Annotated in this window: 16 protein-coding genes and 1 other annotated feature; of the genes, 15 read left to right on the top strand and 1 reads right to left on the bottom strand. The window is 51.9% G+C overall.

Annotated features, from left to right (window positions below):
- Positions 1 to 378: 378 nt before the first annotated feature.
- The 15 genes from gltX (at position 379) to mprF (ending at position 14,063) form a co-directional block, all read left to right on the top strand.
- Positions 379 to 1,869: a glutamate--tRNA ligase gene (gene gltX, locus LKH74_RS09065; RefSeq protein ID WP_287708400.1), complete on the top strand. Its 1,491-nt coding sequence runs from the start codon at positions 379 to 381 to the stop codon at positions 1,867 to 1,869.
- A gap of 165 nt (positions 1,870 to 2,034) precedes the next feature.
- On the top strand, positions 2,035 to 3,447 hold the full coding sequence (gene cysS, locus LKH74_RS09070; RefSeq protein ID WP_135368208.1) for a cysteine--tRNA ligase: 1,413 nt from the start codon (positions 2,035 to 2,037) through the stop codon (positions 3,445 to 3,447).
- The gene (locus LKH74_RS09075; protein ID WP_208910601.1) at positions 3,447 to 3,854 is read left to right on the top strand and encodes a Mini-ribonuclease 3; all 408 of its coding nucleotides are present in this window, start codon (positions 3,447 to 3,449) and stop codon (positions 3,852 to 3,854) included. The genes cysS and LKH74_RS09075 overlap by 1 nt, the downstream gene beginning before the upstream one ends.
- Positions 3,854 to 4,624, top strand: a complete 771-nt coding sequence (rlmB, locus tag LKH74_RS09080) for a 23S rRNA (guanosine(2251)-2'-O)-methyltransferase RlmB (protein ID WP_287708399.1) — start codon at positions 3,854 to 3,856, stop codon at positions 4,622 to 4,624. Before LKH74_RS09075 ends, rlmB begins: the two co-directional genes overlap by 1 nt.
- A gap of 29 nt (positions 4,625 to 4,653) precedes the next feature.
- Positions 4,654 to 5,235, top strand: a complete 582-nt coding sequence (locus tag LKH74_RS09085) for an NYN domain-containing protein (protein WP_287708398.1) — start codon at positions 4,654 to 4,656, stop codon at positions 5,233 to 5,235.
- 720 nt (positions 5,236 to 5,955) lie between these two features.
- Positions 5,956 to 6,516: a sigma-70 family RNA polymerase sigma factor gene (locus LKH74_RS09090; protein ID WP_287708430.1), complete on the top strand. Its 561-nt coding sequence runs from the start codon at positions 5,956 to 5,958 to the stop codon at positions 6,514 to 6,516.
- 75 nt (positions 6,517 to 6,591) lie between these two features.
- A complete protein-coding gene (rpmG, locus tag LKH74_RS09095) occupies positions 6,592 to 6,741 on the top strand; it encodes a 50S ribosomal protein L33 (protein WP_082153174.1) in 150 nt (49 codons plus the stop codon).
- Positions 6,742 to 6,784: 43 nt separating this feature from the next.
- Positions 6,785 to 6,961: a preprotein translocase subunit SecE gene (gene secE, locus LKH74_RS09100; RefSeq protein WP_135368203.1), complete on the top strand. Its 177-nt coding sequence runs from the start codon at positions 6,785 to 6,787 to the stop codon at positions 6,959 to 6,961.
- 124 nt (positions 6,962 to 7,085) lie between these two features.
- Positions 7,086 to 7,637: a transcription termination/antitermination protein NusG gene (nusG, locus tag LKH74_RS09105; RefSeq protein WP_125575615.1), complete on the top strand. Its 552-nt coding sequence runs from the start codon at positions 7,086 to 7,088 to the stop codon at positions 7,635 to 7,637.
- A gap of 168 nt (positions 7,638 to 7,805) precedes the next feature.
- Positions 7,806 to 8,231 (top strand): 50S ribosomal protein L11, encoded by a 426-nt coding sequence (gene rplK / locus LKH74_RS09110; protein ID WP_020088139.1) that lies wholly within the window; start codon positions 7,806 to 7,808, stop codon positions 8,229 to 8,231.
- A 98-nt stretch (positions 8,232 to 8,329) separates the two neighbouring features.
- Positions 8,330 to 9,028 (top strand): 50S ribosomal protein L1, encoded by a 699-nt coding sequence (gene rplA, locus LKH74_RS09115; RefSeq protein WP_135368202.1) that lies wholly within the window; start codon positions 8,330 to 8,332, stop codon positions 9,026 to 9,028.
- A 71-nt stretch (positions 9,029 to 9,099) separates the two neighbouring features.
- Positions 9,100 to 9,224 (top strand) — a sequence feature (ribosomal protein L10 leader region).
- Between the two features lie 24 nt (positions 9,225 to 9,248).
- On the top strand, positions 9,249 to 9,755 hold the full coding sequence (rplJ, locus tag LKH74_RS09120) for a 50S ribosomal protein L10 (RefSeq protein WP_135368201.1): 507 nt from the start codon (positions 9,249 to 9,251) through the stop codon (positions 9,753 to 9,755).
- Between the two features lie 50 nt (positions 9,756 to 9,805).
- Positions 9,806 to 10,171, top strand: coding sequence for a 50S ribosomal protein L7/L12 (rplL, locus tag LKH74_RS09125; protein ID WP_125575618.1), 366 nt, complete (start codon positions 9,806 to 9,808; stop codon positions 10,169 to 10,171).
- A gap of 246 nt (positions 10,172 to 10,417) precedes the next feature.
- Positions 10,418 to 11,017 carry an NADPH-dependent FMN reductase gene (locus tag LKH74_RS09130; RefSeq protein WP_287708396.1) on the top strand — a complete coding sequence of 200 codons (600 nt, stop codon included), beginning with the start codon at positions 10,418 to 10,420 and terminating at the stop codon, positions 11,015 to 11,017.
- A 436-nt stretch (positions 11,018 to 11,453) separates the two neighbouring features.
- A complete protein-coding gene (gene mprF / locus LKH74_RS09135) occupies positions 11,454 to 14,063 on the top strand; it encodes a bifunctional lysylphosphatidylglycerol flippase/synthetase MprF (protein WP_287708395.1) in 2,610 nt (869 codons plus the stop codon).
- A gap of 615 nt (positions 14,064 to 14,678) precedes the next feature.
- Here the strand turns inward: mprF and LKH74_RS09140 are convergent.
- A complete protein-coding gene (locus LKH74_RS09140; protein WP_135367503.1) occupies positions 14,679 to 15,257 on the bottom strand; it encodes a TIGR00730 family Rossman fold protein in 579 nt (192 codons plus the stop codon).
- Between the last annotated feature and the right edge of the window lie 84 nt (positions 15,258 to 15,341).

The raw sequence follows: 15,341 nt of genomic DNA on the forward strand, positions 1-15,341 counted from the left end.
GGAAGGTTGAAGGACGAAAATCAGCTGGAACTATTGTTATCATGCGACTCATGGCGTTAAGATTGCTCGTTGACAGCTTCACAGCGGGAACTGACCGCCTACCGTTCGCCAAATATGGGTTGGAACGCTGGGGCGGATCGAGCCAAAGAGCGGTCTCGACGCCTCGTTTTGAGCCGAAGGTCGCATTTCAAAGGCGCCAGTTGTCTAGGCGGCCAGCACAAGCCCGTATTGCCGCCAGAAAGTCCCCCAAAAACAAATTTTTCCGGCGGATTAAGAGTGAGTCCTTTCTTTTTCCGCTTGAGCATTGTAAAATTAAGACATTCTGTCATAATTGACTATTGATTATGAATAAAACTTTTAGAAAGAGGCGCAAACGTTTTGGCGAAAAATTCAATTCGGGTTCGGTACGCACCGAGCCCAACCGGTCATTTACACATTGGTAATGCCCGGACAGCCATTTTTAACTATTTATTTGCCCGTCACAACAAGGGTAAGTTCATCATTCGGATCGAGGATACGGATACGAAACGGAACATTGCTGACGGTGAACGGAGCCAATTAGAAAACTTAAAGTGGCTTGGTTTGGATTGGGACGAAGGTCCTGACGTCGGTGGCGACTACGGTCCTTACCGTCAGTCTGAACGCCGTGACATTTACACCCCACTGATCCAACAACTGTTGGACGAAGGCAAGGCTTACGAATCTTACCGGACAGAAGAAGAACTGCAAGCCGACCGGGAAGCGCAAAAAGCCCGCAAAGAAATGCCACACTACGAATACGAATACGCTGGGATGACCGAAGATGAAAAGGCTGCGGCCATCGCTGACGCCAAGGCTAAAGGCTTAAAGCCAGTGATTCGGTTCCGCGTTCCAAAGGATGAAGTCTTTGAATGGGACGACATGGTCAAGGGCCACGTTTCTTTCAACTCCGATACCATCGGGGGGGACTTCGTCATTGCCAAGCGCGATGGCATGCCAACCTACAACTTTGCCGTGGTTGTTGACGACCACAAGATGGCCATCAGTCACGTCTTCCGGGGCGATGACCACGTGGCCAACACGCCTAAGCAATTGATGATCTACCAAGCATTCGGCTGGGAAGCCCCTAAGTTTGGGCACATGAGCTTGATCATCAGCAAGGATACCGGTAAGAAGTTATCCAAGCGTGACGAATCCGTCTTACAATTCATCGAACAATACCGCGAATTGGGTTACCTGCCAGAAGCTATGTTCAACTTCATTCTGTTGTTGGGCTGGTCACCAGTGGGTGAAGACGAAATCTTTAACCGTAAGCAATTCATCAAGATGTATGATGAAACGCGGTTGAGTTCTTCACCAGCCACCTTTGACAGTGATAAGCTGGAATGGTTGAACAACCGTTACGTCAAGGATGCCGATGACAGTACGATCATGGACCTGGCCTTGAAGCAATTGATCAAGGCCGGCAACATCCCGGCTAACCCAGACAACCAAACGATTGAATGGGCACGCCAACTGATCAACCTGTACAAGCGGCAAATGAGCTACATGGCGCAAATCAACGACATGGCCTCAGTCTTCTTTGAAGAACCCGACCAAGTCAGCGGGGAAGTCTTTGATGAAATCAATAACGAAACGGCACCCGTCGTTTTGAAGGAATTCGCTGCGCAGATCGAAAAGCTCGACCTCTTTGACTCCGTGGAAATCTTCCACGTGATCAAGGCTGTTCAAGCCAAGACGGGCATCAAGGGTCGGCAATTATGGATGCCGATTCGAATTGCGGTGACCCACGAAATGCACGGGCCAGAATTACCAGAATCCATTGAATTAGTGGGACGGGAGACCGCCTTACAACACATTCACCAGACCTTAGCCCAATTAGAAGGCTAACGATTTGGTAAAGAAGCCGGATGAGGGCCAATTGGCGCTTCATTCGGCTTCTTTGTTGTCGCCGGAATATGCTACAATGGACCTAACTCATTTAGTCGGGTGGCCTGGTCGGTGTTGGTTAGGGCCCAGGCTGAATTTAACTAATGAAGCGAAAGGAGCTTCGGCATGCTCAAAGTTTTTAATACCATGACTCGCCAAAAAGAAACATTCGAACCCATTACTCCGGGAGTGGTCAACATGTACGTGTGTGGCCCGACCGTTTACAATTACATTCATATTGGGAATGCGCGTAGTGCCATTGCCTTTGACACTATTCGCCGGTACTTTGAATACCGAGGCTACCAGGTGAAATACGTGTCTAATTTCACCGACGTCGATGATAAAATGATTAACGAAGCTCGCAAGGAAGGCATTACGGTGCCGGAATTAGGGGACAAGTTTATTGCGGCTTTCAAGGAAGATACGGCGGCGCTAAACATTGAACCCGCCACGGTCAATCCGCGGGCGACGGACCACATCCCTGAAATCGTGGCCTTTGTCCAGGACCTGATCGATAAGGGCTATGCCTATCCGGTCGATGGGGACGTGTACTACCGCGCCCACAAGTTTGCCCACTATGGGGAATTGGCCCATTTGAACCTGGATGATTTGGAAGAGGGCGCTTCGCAGCACACCAACGATGAGGAGACGGCGCGTAAGGAAGATCCCGTTGACTTCGCCCTGTGGAAGGGTGCCAAGCCGGGGGAAATCTCCTGGCCTTCCCCGTGGGGTGCCGGACGACCGGGCTGGCACATTGAGTGCTCGGTCATGTCGACGCACTATCTGGGCGACACCTTTGACATCCACGGCGGTGGCGAAGACCTGATCTTCCCACACCACCAAAACGAAATTGCCCAAAGTGAGGCCAAGACCGGCAAGCCATTTGTCCACTACTGGCTGCACAACGGCTTCGTCACGGTGGGGGATGATGATGAGAAGATGAGCAAGTCGCTGGGGAACTTCGTGACGGTCCACGACATTTTGAAGACCGTCAATCCCCAAACGCTGCGCTTCTTCATGGCCACGACGCAGTATCGCCGGCCGATTCAATACACCCAGCAAAACCTGGACACTGCGGAACGTAACTTGGAACGCCTACAGACGGCCTATGACAACATGGGCTACCGGCTCAAGGATGCCGAAGCCGGCAATGATCCCAAGGTGGAACAAGAAACACGGCAAATCGTGGCCGACTACATCGACGCCATGGATGACGACTTTAATGTGCAAAATGGGGTCGCGGAAGTCTTCGAACTCTCCCGGCTCGGCAACGTTTACGCGGAACGGCCCGTGGTCTTTGCCGGTACGTTGAAATTCATGCGGCAAACGCTGGCGGAATTGTTGAGCGTCTTTGGTGTGAAGCTGACGGCCGCCGCTGAATTAGATGACGACCGGATTCAAGGCCTGATCGACGAACGGTTGGCTGCACGTAAGGCCCGCAACTTTGAACGCAGTGATGAGATTCGGGAGCAATTGAAGAATCAAGGAATTATTTTGGAAGACACGCCCCAAGGGACGCGTTGGCGAAAGGGAAATTAATGACAACTGAAGTAGATTATCAACAATTAAACGGGGTGGCACTGGCCTACATGGGGGATGCCGCTTACGAGGTCATCATTCGGCGGCACCTGATTGCGGCTGGTTTAGCCAAGCCCAATCATTTGCAAAAGAAGGCGACCCATTACGTCTCGGCCAAAGCCCAAGCGGCGTTGATCGACCTGATGGAACAGGACAAGATTTTGAGTGAGGACGAATGGACCATGTTCAAGCGCGGGCGCAATGCCAAGAGCTACACCCACGCCAAGAACACGGACGTCGTGACCTACCGCATCTCCACCGGTTTTGAAGCCTTGATGGGCTATCTGGCGTTGAGCGGACAGCAAGACCGGGTGGATGAACTCGGCCAGTGGTGCATTGAACAAGTAGAAGCGGGGCGGACTGAATAATGACAGAAAATCAAGCAAACACGGAAACCAGCAGCGACTTTGTGATTGGCCGGCACCCAGCCGTCGCCGCTCTGCGCAGCCAACAGACCATCAACAAGGTCTTCTTGCAAAGCGGGCTCAAGGCTGAGGCCATCGACGAGATTCGCCAGTTGGCCAAGAAGCGCCATTTGGTCATCTCCGAGGTGCCTAAGCAAAAATTAGACCTCTTGACGGACCACCAAAATCACCAAGGCGTCGCACTGGGCGTGGCGGCCTTTGCCTATGCCACGATCGATGACCTCTTCGCCAACGCCGACAAGGCCGGCGAAGCACCGTTCTTCTTGATCCTGGACGGCGTCGAAGATCCCCACAACCTGGGCTCCATCTTACGGACGGCCGATGCCAGTGGTGTGCACGGGATCATTATCCCCAAGCGCCGAGCGGTCGGCTTGACGTCCGTGGTGGCCAAGACCTCGACTGGGGCCATTGAACGGGTACCCGTTGCGCGGGTCACCAACCTGGTCAACACGGTCAAGGAACTGAAGGACCGCGGCTTGTGGGTCTTCGGGACCGACATGGCCGGGACCGATTACCGCGACTGGAACGCCAAGGGCGCCAGTGCGCTCATCATCGGCAATGAAGGCAAGGGCATTTCCCGACTCTTGAAGGAAACGGTCGATGAGATGTTGACGATCCCGATGGTCGGCCAAGTCCAAAGCTTAAACGCCAGTGTGGCCGCGGGCCTGTTGATGTATCAAGGGTTTAGCTCACGGCATCCCGTGCAACACTGAGCTAACGGCATGAGCGAGGGAGCAAGTCAATGAAAGAGGACATTTTAATTGTTGATGCCTATAACATGATTGGCAACTGGCCCAAACTCAACCGGCTCAAGTTAACGGACCGGTTACCCGAGGCCCGCGACGAGTTGCTGAACATGCTGGCCAATTATAAGAAATTACGTGATGCCAAGATCACCGTGGTCTTTGACGCGATGTACGTGCCGGGCATCTCCAAGAGTTACAAGCAGTTCGACTTGGAGGTCGTCTGGACCAATCGTGACGAGACGGCGGATAGTTATATTGAAAAATTAGCGAAGAAACGGCAGACGCGCTTCACCCAAGTGACAGTAGCCACCAGTGACCAAGCCGAGCAGTGGACCATCTTTTCGGAAGGGGCCTTGCGGATTCCGGCGAGCGAACTCCTGAGAGATATCGAGCGCGCCCAAAACGAGGTGAAGCAAACGGCCCGTGAATTCGCGGATCGCGGTATCGTCCGCAAGTCGCCATGGAACGACCAACAGCTCTACAAGCTGGAAAAGTTGCGCGACCAAATGATGGCGCAACCGGAAAAGGCGGCCAAGCGGTCTAAGGCAAAGAAAAAGCGTGGGCCCAAGGGTGATTAGCCGGCGAGCGGTGTTAAGCGAAACTGGCTGCCCGTTGGCGCACGTTTTGGTTATTTAAGGGTAACGTCTGAAAGTCTGGGAAGCTCCCAGGCTTTTTTGCATACACTGGGGTGGCCTTGCCGTCCGTCCAATATGGGCTGGAATGTTACCTAGCCAGTTGTCTACGGTTATCAGGGTTTTCTCCCTACCTGTCACATTGGGTGCCTGGCAGGGGATGCAAAATGGCCAAGCAAGCACATGAGTCGTTAAAGTGGTGATCCCTATCACCGGAGACGCAGCTGGTTCCAGATAGCTGTCACTTGCAAGTCATTGCAAGGCGGCTGCCATCGCCGCAGATTTTACTGGGGGTCAAGTTGGAAATGTTTAAACTAGTGGTTATTGGCAACCACCACCGTAGCCGAGAGTTCGCTAGAGATGAGTTCAGCTGTGGGAGTTCCCTTAGCGGTGTGGGTTTCGGCGCTTAGGGAACTGGCGTCTTTGAGACGGTTTTTTCGGCTCAAAGCGAGGCGGCGAGACCGTCCTTTGGCTCACCCCGTCCGCCCTCAGCGTTCCAACTCATCTCTAGCGAACGGTAAGGCGACCAGCTAAATTCAACGTTGCCAGAACCAACCAGTTTATAACAAAATAAATTTCCGGTTAAACGAGCGTTCGCTATGGCAGGGCGCGGGTCTCCCGTAGACTGAAAGGACTACGAAAAGGGAGGCGTTACCCGTGTTTGATATGTCCGATGACGACCTGATTGACTTGCTCCGCCGCGACCTGGATTCCCCCGCATTGCTGATCTTATTTGAGCGTTACCACCCCGTGCTCCAGCGACTACAAAAACAGTACTTTATCCCCGGCTTCGATCAGGAAGACTGGGACCAAGAGGCTCTGTTGGTGCTCTGCAGCACGGTGCAACGCTTCAAAGGCGACCTGTCACGCAGCTTTGGGGCATTTTACCGACTGCGGTTGCGTCACCGAGTCTTTGACTTGATTCGCCAAAGCCAGGCCTTAAAGCGGCGGTTAGCGCGGGAATCGTTGTCCCTGGAGGCCGAGGCGGCTTACTTTGCGGACACGCTACCGGATCAGCGGTGGCTCTTGCGCGAGCAGTTAGAGGCCAAGGAGGCCGTGTATCAGGTCTTGCCGCGGCTATCGGCGGTCGAACACAGCGTCTTTCACGGCATTTTGACCGGGCAATCGTTGCACGCCATCAGTCAGGAACAAAATTTGACCGTCCCGCAAGTTCAGGCCGCGTCGCACCGCAGCCAGGCCAAGTTGCGGGAACTGCTCGCGGAATGATTGACGGCGGGGGCAAACGATGGTAAGCTACTACAGTATGAGTAACGCTAGGTTTTAATAGAAGGTGGTGGCAAAATGGCTCAACGAAAGATTGCTTTAGCTTGTTCAGTTTGTGGGTCGCGGAATTACACCATCACCGCGAGTGCGACCCGCACGAAGCGACTAGAGGTTATGAAGTTCTGTAAATACTGTGGGAAACACACCTTACATCGTGAGACCCGTTAATTTTGACAACAATGACAAACACTAATTTTAGGGAGGCAACACCATGCGTTTAATCCGTTTCTTCAAATCGGTCGGTGCCGAAATGAAACAAGTTTCTTGGCCCGGCGTTAAGCAGACCCGGCATGATACCGGTACTGTAATTGGCATCTCAGTTTTGTTCGCAATCTTCTTTGCGGTCGTTGACTGGGTCGTTCAATATGGCTTAAAGTTCCTCGCCTAGTGGAATTGTCGGTAGTCAAATCACGTAAAATATGCTATATTAGTTGGTAACAGGGAACTTCGTGTACGCGGAGTTTTTTTATTTTGCTCGAAAAGTCAATGATATTAAAAGGAGTGCACCAAACATGGTTGAGTCAGCTGAAAAGCAATGGTACGTTCTTCACACCTACGCAGGGTACGAGAACAAGGTTATGGCAAACTTGGAATCCCGGGCCGAATCAATGGGGATGCAAGACAACATCTTCCGCGTGGTTGTGCCGGAAGAAGAGGAACACGAAGTTAAGAACGGTAAGGACAAGGTCACGATGGAAAAGACCTTCCCGGGCTACGTCTTAGTGGAAATGGTCATGAGTGACCAAGCTTGGTACATCGTGCGGAACACGCCAGGTGTGACTGGGTTCTTGGGGTCCCATGGGCAAGGGAGTAAGCCAACGCCACTGTTGCCAGATGAAGTCGAACGGATCTTGCGGCGCGTGGGGATTTCTGCGCGGCACGCCGATCTGGACGTGGCCCCTGGCGATTCTGTCACCATCGTGGACGGCGCCTTCAGTGGCTTAGTCGGTAAGATTACCGAAGTTGACAACGAAAAGATGAAGTTGAAGGTCAACATCGACATGTTCGGCCGGGAAACCAGCACGGAACTGAACTTCGACCAAGTCGACCCCATTCTGAAATAATGCTGCGACTGGTCACGGACCAGTTTCGCCAATGTTTTCAGAAAATAACTTGTTGCGGTTAGTAAAATGTGGTATGATTCTCAGGTATGCGTGACGCATATGCACAAAGTGGGAGGGGCAAACTAACAGCCCCACTTACCACACACGGACTCAAGGAGGTATTGTCTCGTGGCTAAAAAAGTAGCTAATGTCGTTAAATTACAAATTCCTGCGGGTAAAGCAACCCCAGCTCCCCCAGTTGGACCAGCTTTAGGTCAAGCAGGTATCAACATCATGGGCTTCACTAAGGAATTCAACGCTCGTACCGCTGACCAAGCTGGTATGATCATTCCTGTTGTGATCAGTGTCTATGAAGATCGTTCCTTTGATTTCATCACCAAGACTCCGCCAGCAGCAACGCTGTTGAAGAAGGCTGCTGGTGTTGAAAGTGGTTCCGGCGAACCTAACACGAAGAAGGTTGCTACTGTAACCAAGGATCAAGTTAAGCAAATCGCTGAAACTAAAATGCAAGATCTAAACGCAGCTGACGTTGAAGCAGCTATGCGCATGATTGAAGGTACTGCCCGGAGCATGGGCTTCACGGTCGAAGGTTAAGCTCAGTTTTCGGATAGTCGGACACTTCACGAAAATGAAATGTGTCAAGTGGGAGGTTTATCCGTTACAACCACATTTGCAAGGAGGAATACACAAAAATGGCTCACAAACGAGGTAAGAATTATCAAAACGCTGCCAAGATGGTCGAGGCTGACAAGGTCTACGCCATGGGCGAAGCTGTTGATTTAGTTAAGAAGATGGATTTCGCTAAGTTCGATGCAACTGTTGAAGTTGCTTTCAAGCTTAACGTTGATACGAAGCAAGCGGACCAACAACTCCGTGGCGCATTAGTATTGCCAAATGGTACCGGTAAGGAAACCACGGTAATCGTATTCGCTAAGGGTGATCAAGCTAAGGCTGCTCAAGCTGCCGGTGCTGACGTTGTTGGCGACCAAGACTTAGTTGAACGTATCCAAGACGGCTGGTTAGACTTTGACGTTGCCATTGCAACGCCAGACATGATGGCCCAAGTTGGTCGTTTAGGTCGGGTCTTAGGTCCTAAGGGCTTAATGCCTAACCCTAAGACGGGTACGGTGACGATGAACGTCGAAAAGGCCGTTTCCGATGCTAAGAATGGTCAAGTTACCTACCGGACTGACCGTGACGGTAACGTCGCTGTTCCTTTTGGTAAGGTTTCCTTTGATGCTGACAAGCTTGCCGGCAACTTGAAGACCATTGCCGAAACGATTGTTCGTATTCGCCCAGCCGCTGTGCGTGGGACTTACGTACAACACGTTTCTATTGCTTCAACGTTTGGCCCTAGTGTCAACGTTGACTTGGCTTCTTTATTAGCCTAAGTTAAAGCAAAACTAAAAAAATCCCTAGCAATGCATTGACAGCAATGTTGAAGTATTGTATGCTATTGAGGTTGTATTTAATAGATCTACCTAAGACTCAGGTGGCCTAATGGTCTTAATTTCCTGCCGAGGCAGAAGTTTACTTAAACTTTTGACTCCTTATGTCTTGGTGGCATAGGGATTTTTTTATCCCACCAAACTACTCCGGGAGGTGAACAATTTGAGTGAACAAGCTATTGCAATTAAAGCTAAAAAGGTTGATGAAGTTGTTGAAAAGTTCAACAACGCCACCAGTGCTATCGTAGTTGACTACCGTGGTTTAACCGTTGAACAAGTAACGGACTTACGGAAGCAATTGCGTGAAGCCGGCGTTCAAATGAGCGTCATCAAGAACAAGATTTTGGTTCGGGCTGCAGAAAAGGCTGGCTACGAAGGTTTAAACGAACTCTTCGCTGGTCCTACTGCCGTTGCTTTCTCTGACGAGGATCCAATCGCCCCAGCTAAGGTTTTGAAGAAGTTTGCAGATAGTGTTGACGCCCTTGAAATCAAGGGTGGTTACATCGAAGACAAGATTATGTCTATCGACGAAATCAACACCTACGCAACGTTGCCTAGCCGTGAAGACCTGCTCTCTATGCTGGCTAATGTCTTACAAGCACCAGTACGGAACGTGGCTTACGCTGTTAAGGCGATTGCTGACAAGGGTGACGAAGGCGACGCAGCCTAAGTCCCTGATTGAAACATAAATATAAAACCCAATTATTGGAGGAAAATAACATGGCTTTTGATAAAGATGCTATCATCGCTTCTCTTAAAGAAGCATCCATTACTGACCTTAACGACTTAGTTAAGGGTATCGAAGACGAATTCGGCGTATCCGCTGCTGCCCCAGTTGCTGCAGCCGGTGCTGCTGGTGGCGACGCTGCTGCCAAGGATTCATTCGACGTTGAATTAACTGAATCTGGTGACGCCAAGGTTAAGGCTATCAAGGCTGTCCGTGAAATCACTGGTTTAGGTTTGAAGGACGCTAAGGGTCTTGTTGACAACGTACCATCTGTCATCAAGGAAGGCGTTTCTGAAGACGAAGCTAACGACATCAAGGAAAAGCTTGAAGCCGTTGGTGGTACTGTTACGCTTAAGTAATTACGTACTCAAAAACGAACCGTTGCCTGTTGTGGGTGACGGTTTTTTTGTGTCCAAAATTAAGGAAAAACGCGCTGATTGCGCCAGCCAGAACCGCCAGTGGGGAACACCACGGAATGGCTGCTGGTAATTTTATATGGATGATTTACTTACTTTTAGTTATCAAATGATTAATTAGTTTTCATTGTAATCAGTTAACCCACGTGTTATAGTTGACCTTGTCACTAAATCTAGGAGGTCACGAAGATGACAGTAAAAATTGGCGTAATTCTCGGTACGACGCGGACGAACTCACTGGGCGCCCGGGTTTTTCAGTATTTACAACGGCATTTAGCAACGCCTGAGGTGACGTATACGTGGATCGACTTACAAGATTATCCGTTACCACTGTACGACCACGCTGAGACGCCCTTGTCGGAACCCATTCAGCACTTGGCGGCACCGGAGAAACGGTGGTTAGATGTGCTGGCCGCTCAGGATGGCTACCTCATCTTGAGTCCCGAATACGACCATGCCATTCCCGGCAGTCTCAAGAACGCGTTGGACTTCGTGGGCCCTGAGGTTGCCGCTAAGCCGGTGCAAATCGTGACCTATTCCAAGTACAGCGATGGTGGCATGCTTGCGGCAGCCTCATTTGTCGGCATCTTGCAAATGCTGAAGATGCTGGTCTTGCCGACGCCTGTTTTGCTGTGGAATGCCGAACCGAACTTTACGGCTGACGGTGACCTGGTACCCGACGCGGCCAACAGTGACCACTTTGCCCAGCGTCTGACCGAAGCCGCTGATGAACTGCGGCACTACGCGCAGATTACCAAGGATCACCCGTATGGTGGGTTGGCTGACTAATTTGTTATTGAAGCTGAAAAAGAGTGGGCCAACAGGCGGTTAACTGCCTAGCAGTGTTAATGCTCGCCAGTTGCCTGTTGGCGCACGTTTCGGCCATGAGGCCACTTTGAGACCGACCCGTCTTGCGTTCCAATCCATATTTGGCGAACGGTAGGCGGCCAGTTCACATTGTGAGGCTGAAAACAACGATTTTTAACGCCATGAGTCGCCTGGTAACAATAGTTCCAGTTGATTTTTGGCTTTAGATCTTCAGATTGAAGCTTTAAAATTCGCGTAAGGCCGCCGAAAATGGTGGGCGGCCTTGCGCCTTTTTGGTATGCTGGAAATAACCTGAGCTGTTAAGTAGACAAATTAACCGGGGTGTTCAACGGGGTTAAGATTGTCCTTTGGCAGTCAGCTTGCGATAATGAAGAACTACGGGGAGGGGTCAATCATTATGGGGAAAAGATTGTGGGGGCGGATACAGAAACACCTAACGTTAATTAAAGGGATTTTCATCTTTTCGATTTTGATTTTTGTGATTCAAATGGTTGGGCGCATTGCCCATGAGGTCAGTGGCGAACAGCTCCAGGCGGAACTGGCGTCCTTGGATACTGCGACATTTATGTTATTGCTGGTGTGTGGGTTCGTGGCCGTCTTGCCGATGCTGATCTACGATTTTTCTATTGTGCAATTTTTGCCGGGCAAGTTTTCGCGCGGCTACGTCATTCGCAGTGGGTGGACCACCAACACCTTCACCAATCTGGCGGGGATGGGCGGTCTATTGGGGGCCAGTCTGCGCGCCAACTTCTATGCCGAGTCGGCGACGAAAAAGCAGGTGGTCTACGCCATCTCCAAGATTGCGCTCTTCTTACTGGCCGGCTTATCTTTGTCGTGCTGGGTCGCGTTGGTCTTTTTATTTGGCTTCGACATCGGCGCACCGTTCCGGGGATATTGGTTTTGGCTATTAGGCGGCGGTCTGTATTTCCCCGTCATCTTCATCTTTACCCGGATTAGCGACAGCGAGTTTTTCCAGGACCTCACGTGGCGACGGGAAGGGATCTTGATCTTGGGGTCCAGCCTGGAGTGGGGGAGCTGCGCGCTGTTCTTTCTCCTGATTGGCTGGGCGTTGCGCTTGCCGATTCCGTTGGCGGCGGTCTTCCCAATGTTTGTGGTCGCTTCCGTTGCTGGGGTCGTTTCGATGATTCCCGGGGGCTTGGGTTCCTTTGATGTCTTCATGATCATCGGCCTGGGCTTCTTAGGGGTCAGTCGGGCCGACGCCACGGGCTGGTTGTTGCTGTACCGGTTGTTCTACTACCTCCTGCCGTTTGGCGTGGGGGTGGGGTTCTTCATCCACGACGTTGGTCGGCGGATGAATCGCTTCTTAAATGGCCTTCCGGTGGCGGCACTGCGGCGAGCGGCGCATTTATTCGTGACCATCTTCTTGTACTTTTCTGGCGTGATGATGCTGCTTTTTGCCACGATTCCCGATGTGGTCTTGGCCAACCGCTTTTATTTGCGGCTGGTGCCTTACATGTTTTATTTCCTGAGTCAAATTACCAACATTGTCATGGCCTTCCTGTTGATCGGGCTGGCTCGTGGGGTGGGCGCCCGGGTGAAACGGGCGTATTGGCCGACGCTGGTGGTGCTAGTCGTGGCCATTGGCGTGACGCTGTGGCGCGAAAATTTCCCGGTTGGCCTGGCCATCTTATTGGGCCTGGTACTGGCCTGCCTGCTCTTTGCCCGACCGGAACTCTACCGGACAGGCTTCCATTACTCGTGGGGTGGCCTGCTGGTCGACGGCCTGATCTACGTGGGGACCTTCGTGTTGTACACCATCCTGGGCCTTTCTAGCTTTCCCAGTGGGCACCACCGGCCATTCTTGCCGAGCGCCTGGCTACTACCATCGACGCAGGTCTGGTTGACCGGCCTGGGCAGCCTGTTAGCCGCGCTATTGATTTTGATTGGCATTTACCGATACTTGTCCGCGTCGAAGCCGGCTTGGCTCCACGCGCCTTACGATGCGCCACGGATGCGGGCCATTATTACCAAATTTGGCGGCAACGAGGTCAGTCATCTGGCGTTCTTGCAGGACAAACGCGCGTATTTTTACCAGGCCGATGGGGCCGACCAACTCTTCTTGTTGTTCCGGCAAAAGGCCGACAAGCTGCTGGTCATGGGCGAACCAATCGGCAATCAGGACTACCTCGCACCGGCGCTGCAGGCCTTCATGCACGATGCCAATCAGGCCGGCTTGCGTCCCGTATTTTATGAAATCAGTGAATCGCTGACGCTGCGGCTGCACGAAATGGGCTTTGACTTCATCAAGGTGGGTGAAGAGGGGCACGTCGACCTGGCGACCTTCAGCCTCGTTGGCAAGGCGCACCGCGGGGAACGGGCGTTGATCAACAAGTTTAAACGCGAGGGCTATCAATTTGCCCTGATCCAACCACCCCTGAGCGATGCGCAATTCCAAGAGCTGCAGGCTATTTCGGATTCCTGGCTCCATGACGAAACGGAAAAGGGGTTCTCGATGGGCTTCTTTGACCGTGATTACCTGAACGAGGCCCCCATCGCCGTCATGCAGGACGCAACGGGGAAGGTCGTTGCCTTTGCCAACCTGATGCCGACGGGAGACCACCGCATGACGTCGATTGACTTGATGCGGGCTAGTCGAGATGCCCCGTCTGGCATCATGGACGGCCTGTTCGTTTATTTGTTTGAGACCTGCCGGGAAACCGGCTACCTGAGCTTTAACCTGGGGATGGCGCCGCTGGCCAATGTTGGTGTGTCGACGTTTAGCTTCATTGAAGAACGGGTCGCCCACTTGATCTACGAGTACGGCTCGAACTTCTACAGTTTCCAAGGGCTGCGGGCGTACAAGGAAAAATACGTCACCGATTGGGAGCCCAAATACTTGGCCTATCGTCGGCGTCAGTCACTGATTTTCAGCATGTTACAGCTGATGTCGGTCATCAACCGCTGGTCACCGGTCGGCAGCAAGCTAGCCCCCAAGTGGTTCGGCCACTGGATGTCTGATGAGGTGCAGTGGCAAAATCGGGAGTAAATCACAAGAGTGCGCCAACAGGCGGTTAATCGGCGAGCATTAAGGCGGGTAACCGAATAATCTCGGTCTTAGATTATTTGGTTACCCGTTTTAAGCGGAACCGATTGCCTGTTGGCGCACGTTTCGGCTATCTAAGATTGGAGCCAGTAATTCCACCGTAGCGAAAATAGCGGCCGACACCAGCTGAGTCATTAAAATAGCGCGTCGATCAGCAGCCTTCTGCCAGTCGACGCGCTATTTTTCTAAAAGGTAAAAGCAAGATTGAGGCGTTGATTTTCAAACTGACAGTGCCTTGTCCACTGGAATTGGAGAAACCAGGCAGGAACTACCTCCAGCCTGAGAAGCGGTCTTCTGGTTCGCTGACGCCACCCTGGCTAACTCCGGCAAGTTGACGTCTATCAGTAATATTGTGTTAATGATAGACCTACCGCCCATGTCGCTACTACCTGGGGTTAAGACAACTGTTACTGGCGAACGGTAGGCGGACCGCGAGCCGTTACGTAGCTGAAACGTGCGCTAAAAGGCAGCCGGTTCCGCTTAAACCTGATAACCAAACAATCCAAAATCAGGGTTATTCGGTTATCAGCCTTAATGCTCGCCTTTTAGCCCACTCTTTTAGTTCGTGTACTTGAACGGCAGCTGGTGGTGAAAATTGGCGAAGCCGGTGAAAATCTCGTCAATCGTGGTGGCATCGATGAAGAGGTTCATGTTTTCCTGGGGCGCAAAGCCGGCGTCACAGCTCTTTTGCATCATGGTGACCAATGGATCGTAGTAGTGGTCGATGTTGAACAGGGCGATGGGCTTTTGGTGGACGTTGATTTGACTCCAGGAAAGCATAGTCGTGAACTCCTCGAAGGTGCCAAACCCACCGGGCAACACGATAAAGGCGTCGGCCTGGCGGAGCATTTCGTCCTTACGTTCGTCCATGGTGCTGGTCTCTAGAAGCGTGGTGATGTCGGTCTTGGCCAGACCCAGCTCGCTCAAAAAGGTGGGGATGATGCCAATGACCTGGCCGCCGGCTTGCATGGTGGCAGTCGCCACGGCACCCATCAGCCCCTCTTTACCGCCGCCATAGACCAGTGGATGGTGGTTAGCGGCTAGATATTGGCCCAAGGCGTTGGTTTGGGCGAGAAATTGTGGATCGTACCCGTGGTTGGAACCACAGAAAACACAGACATTTTTAATCGTTGGCAAGAAAAAGACCTCCAATAAGTGAGTTAAAATCGGTTGCGTGGGAAAAAGAATCAATCATGGTTTGATTGGGCCCCTTAGTTAGCT

The sequence above is a fragment of the Levilactobacillus sp. genome, assembly GCF_022646225.1.
GTDB classification, from domain to species: Bacteria; Bacillota; Bacilli; order Lactobacillales; family Lactobacillaceae; genus Levilactobacillus; species Levilactobacillus suantsaiihabitans.

Bases quoted from the DNA above. Each gene is read 5' to 3' on its own strand.
- nusG (WP_125575615.1), top strand. From the start codon at position 7,086: ATGGTTGAGTCAGCTGAAAAGCAATGGTACGTTCTTCACACCTACGCA.
- LKH74_RS09090 (WP_287708430.1), top strand. From the start codon at position 5,956: ATGTCCGATGACGACCTGATTGACTTGCTCCGCCGCGACCTGGATTCC.
- rlmB (WP_287708399.1), top strand. From the start codon at position 3,854: ATGACAGAAAATCAAGCAAACACGGAAACCAGCAGCGACTTTGTGATT.
- LKH74_RS09075 (WP_208910601.1), top strand. From the start codon at position 3,447: ATGACAACTGAAGTAGATTATCAACAATTAAACGGGGTGGCACTGGCC.
- cysS (WP_135368208.1), top strand. From the start codon at position 2,035: ATGCTCAAAGTTTTTAATACCATGACTCGCCAAAAAGAAACATTCGAA.
- LKH74_RS09130 (WP_287708396.1), top strand. From the start codon at position 10,418: ATGACAGTAAAAATTGGCGTAATTCTCGGTACGACGCGGACGAACTCA.
- LKH74_RS09085 (WP_287708398.1), top strand. From the start codon at position 4,654: ATGAAAGAGGACATTTTAATTGTTGATGCCTATAACATGATTGGCAAC.
- secE (WP_135368203.1), top strand. From the start codon at position 6,785: ATGCGTTTAATCCGTTTCTTCAAATCGGTCGGTGCCGAAATGAAACAA.
- rplA (WP_135368202.1), top strand. From the start codon at position 8,330: ATGGCTCACAAACGAGGTAAGAATTATCAAAACGCTGCCAAGATGGTC.
- rpmG (WP_082153174.1), top strand. From the start codon at position 6,592: ATGGCTCAACGAAAGATTGCTTTAGCTTGTTCAGTTTGTGGGTCGCGG.
- rplL (WP_125575618.1), top strand. From the start codon at position 9,806: ATGGCTTTTGATAAAGATGCTATCATCGCTTCTCTTAAAGAAGCATCC.
- mprF (WP_287708395.1), top strand. From the start codon at position 11,454: ATGGGGAAAAGATTGTGGGGGCGGATACAGAAACACCTAACGTTAATT.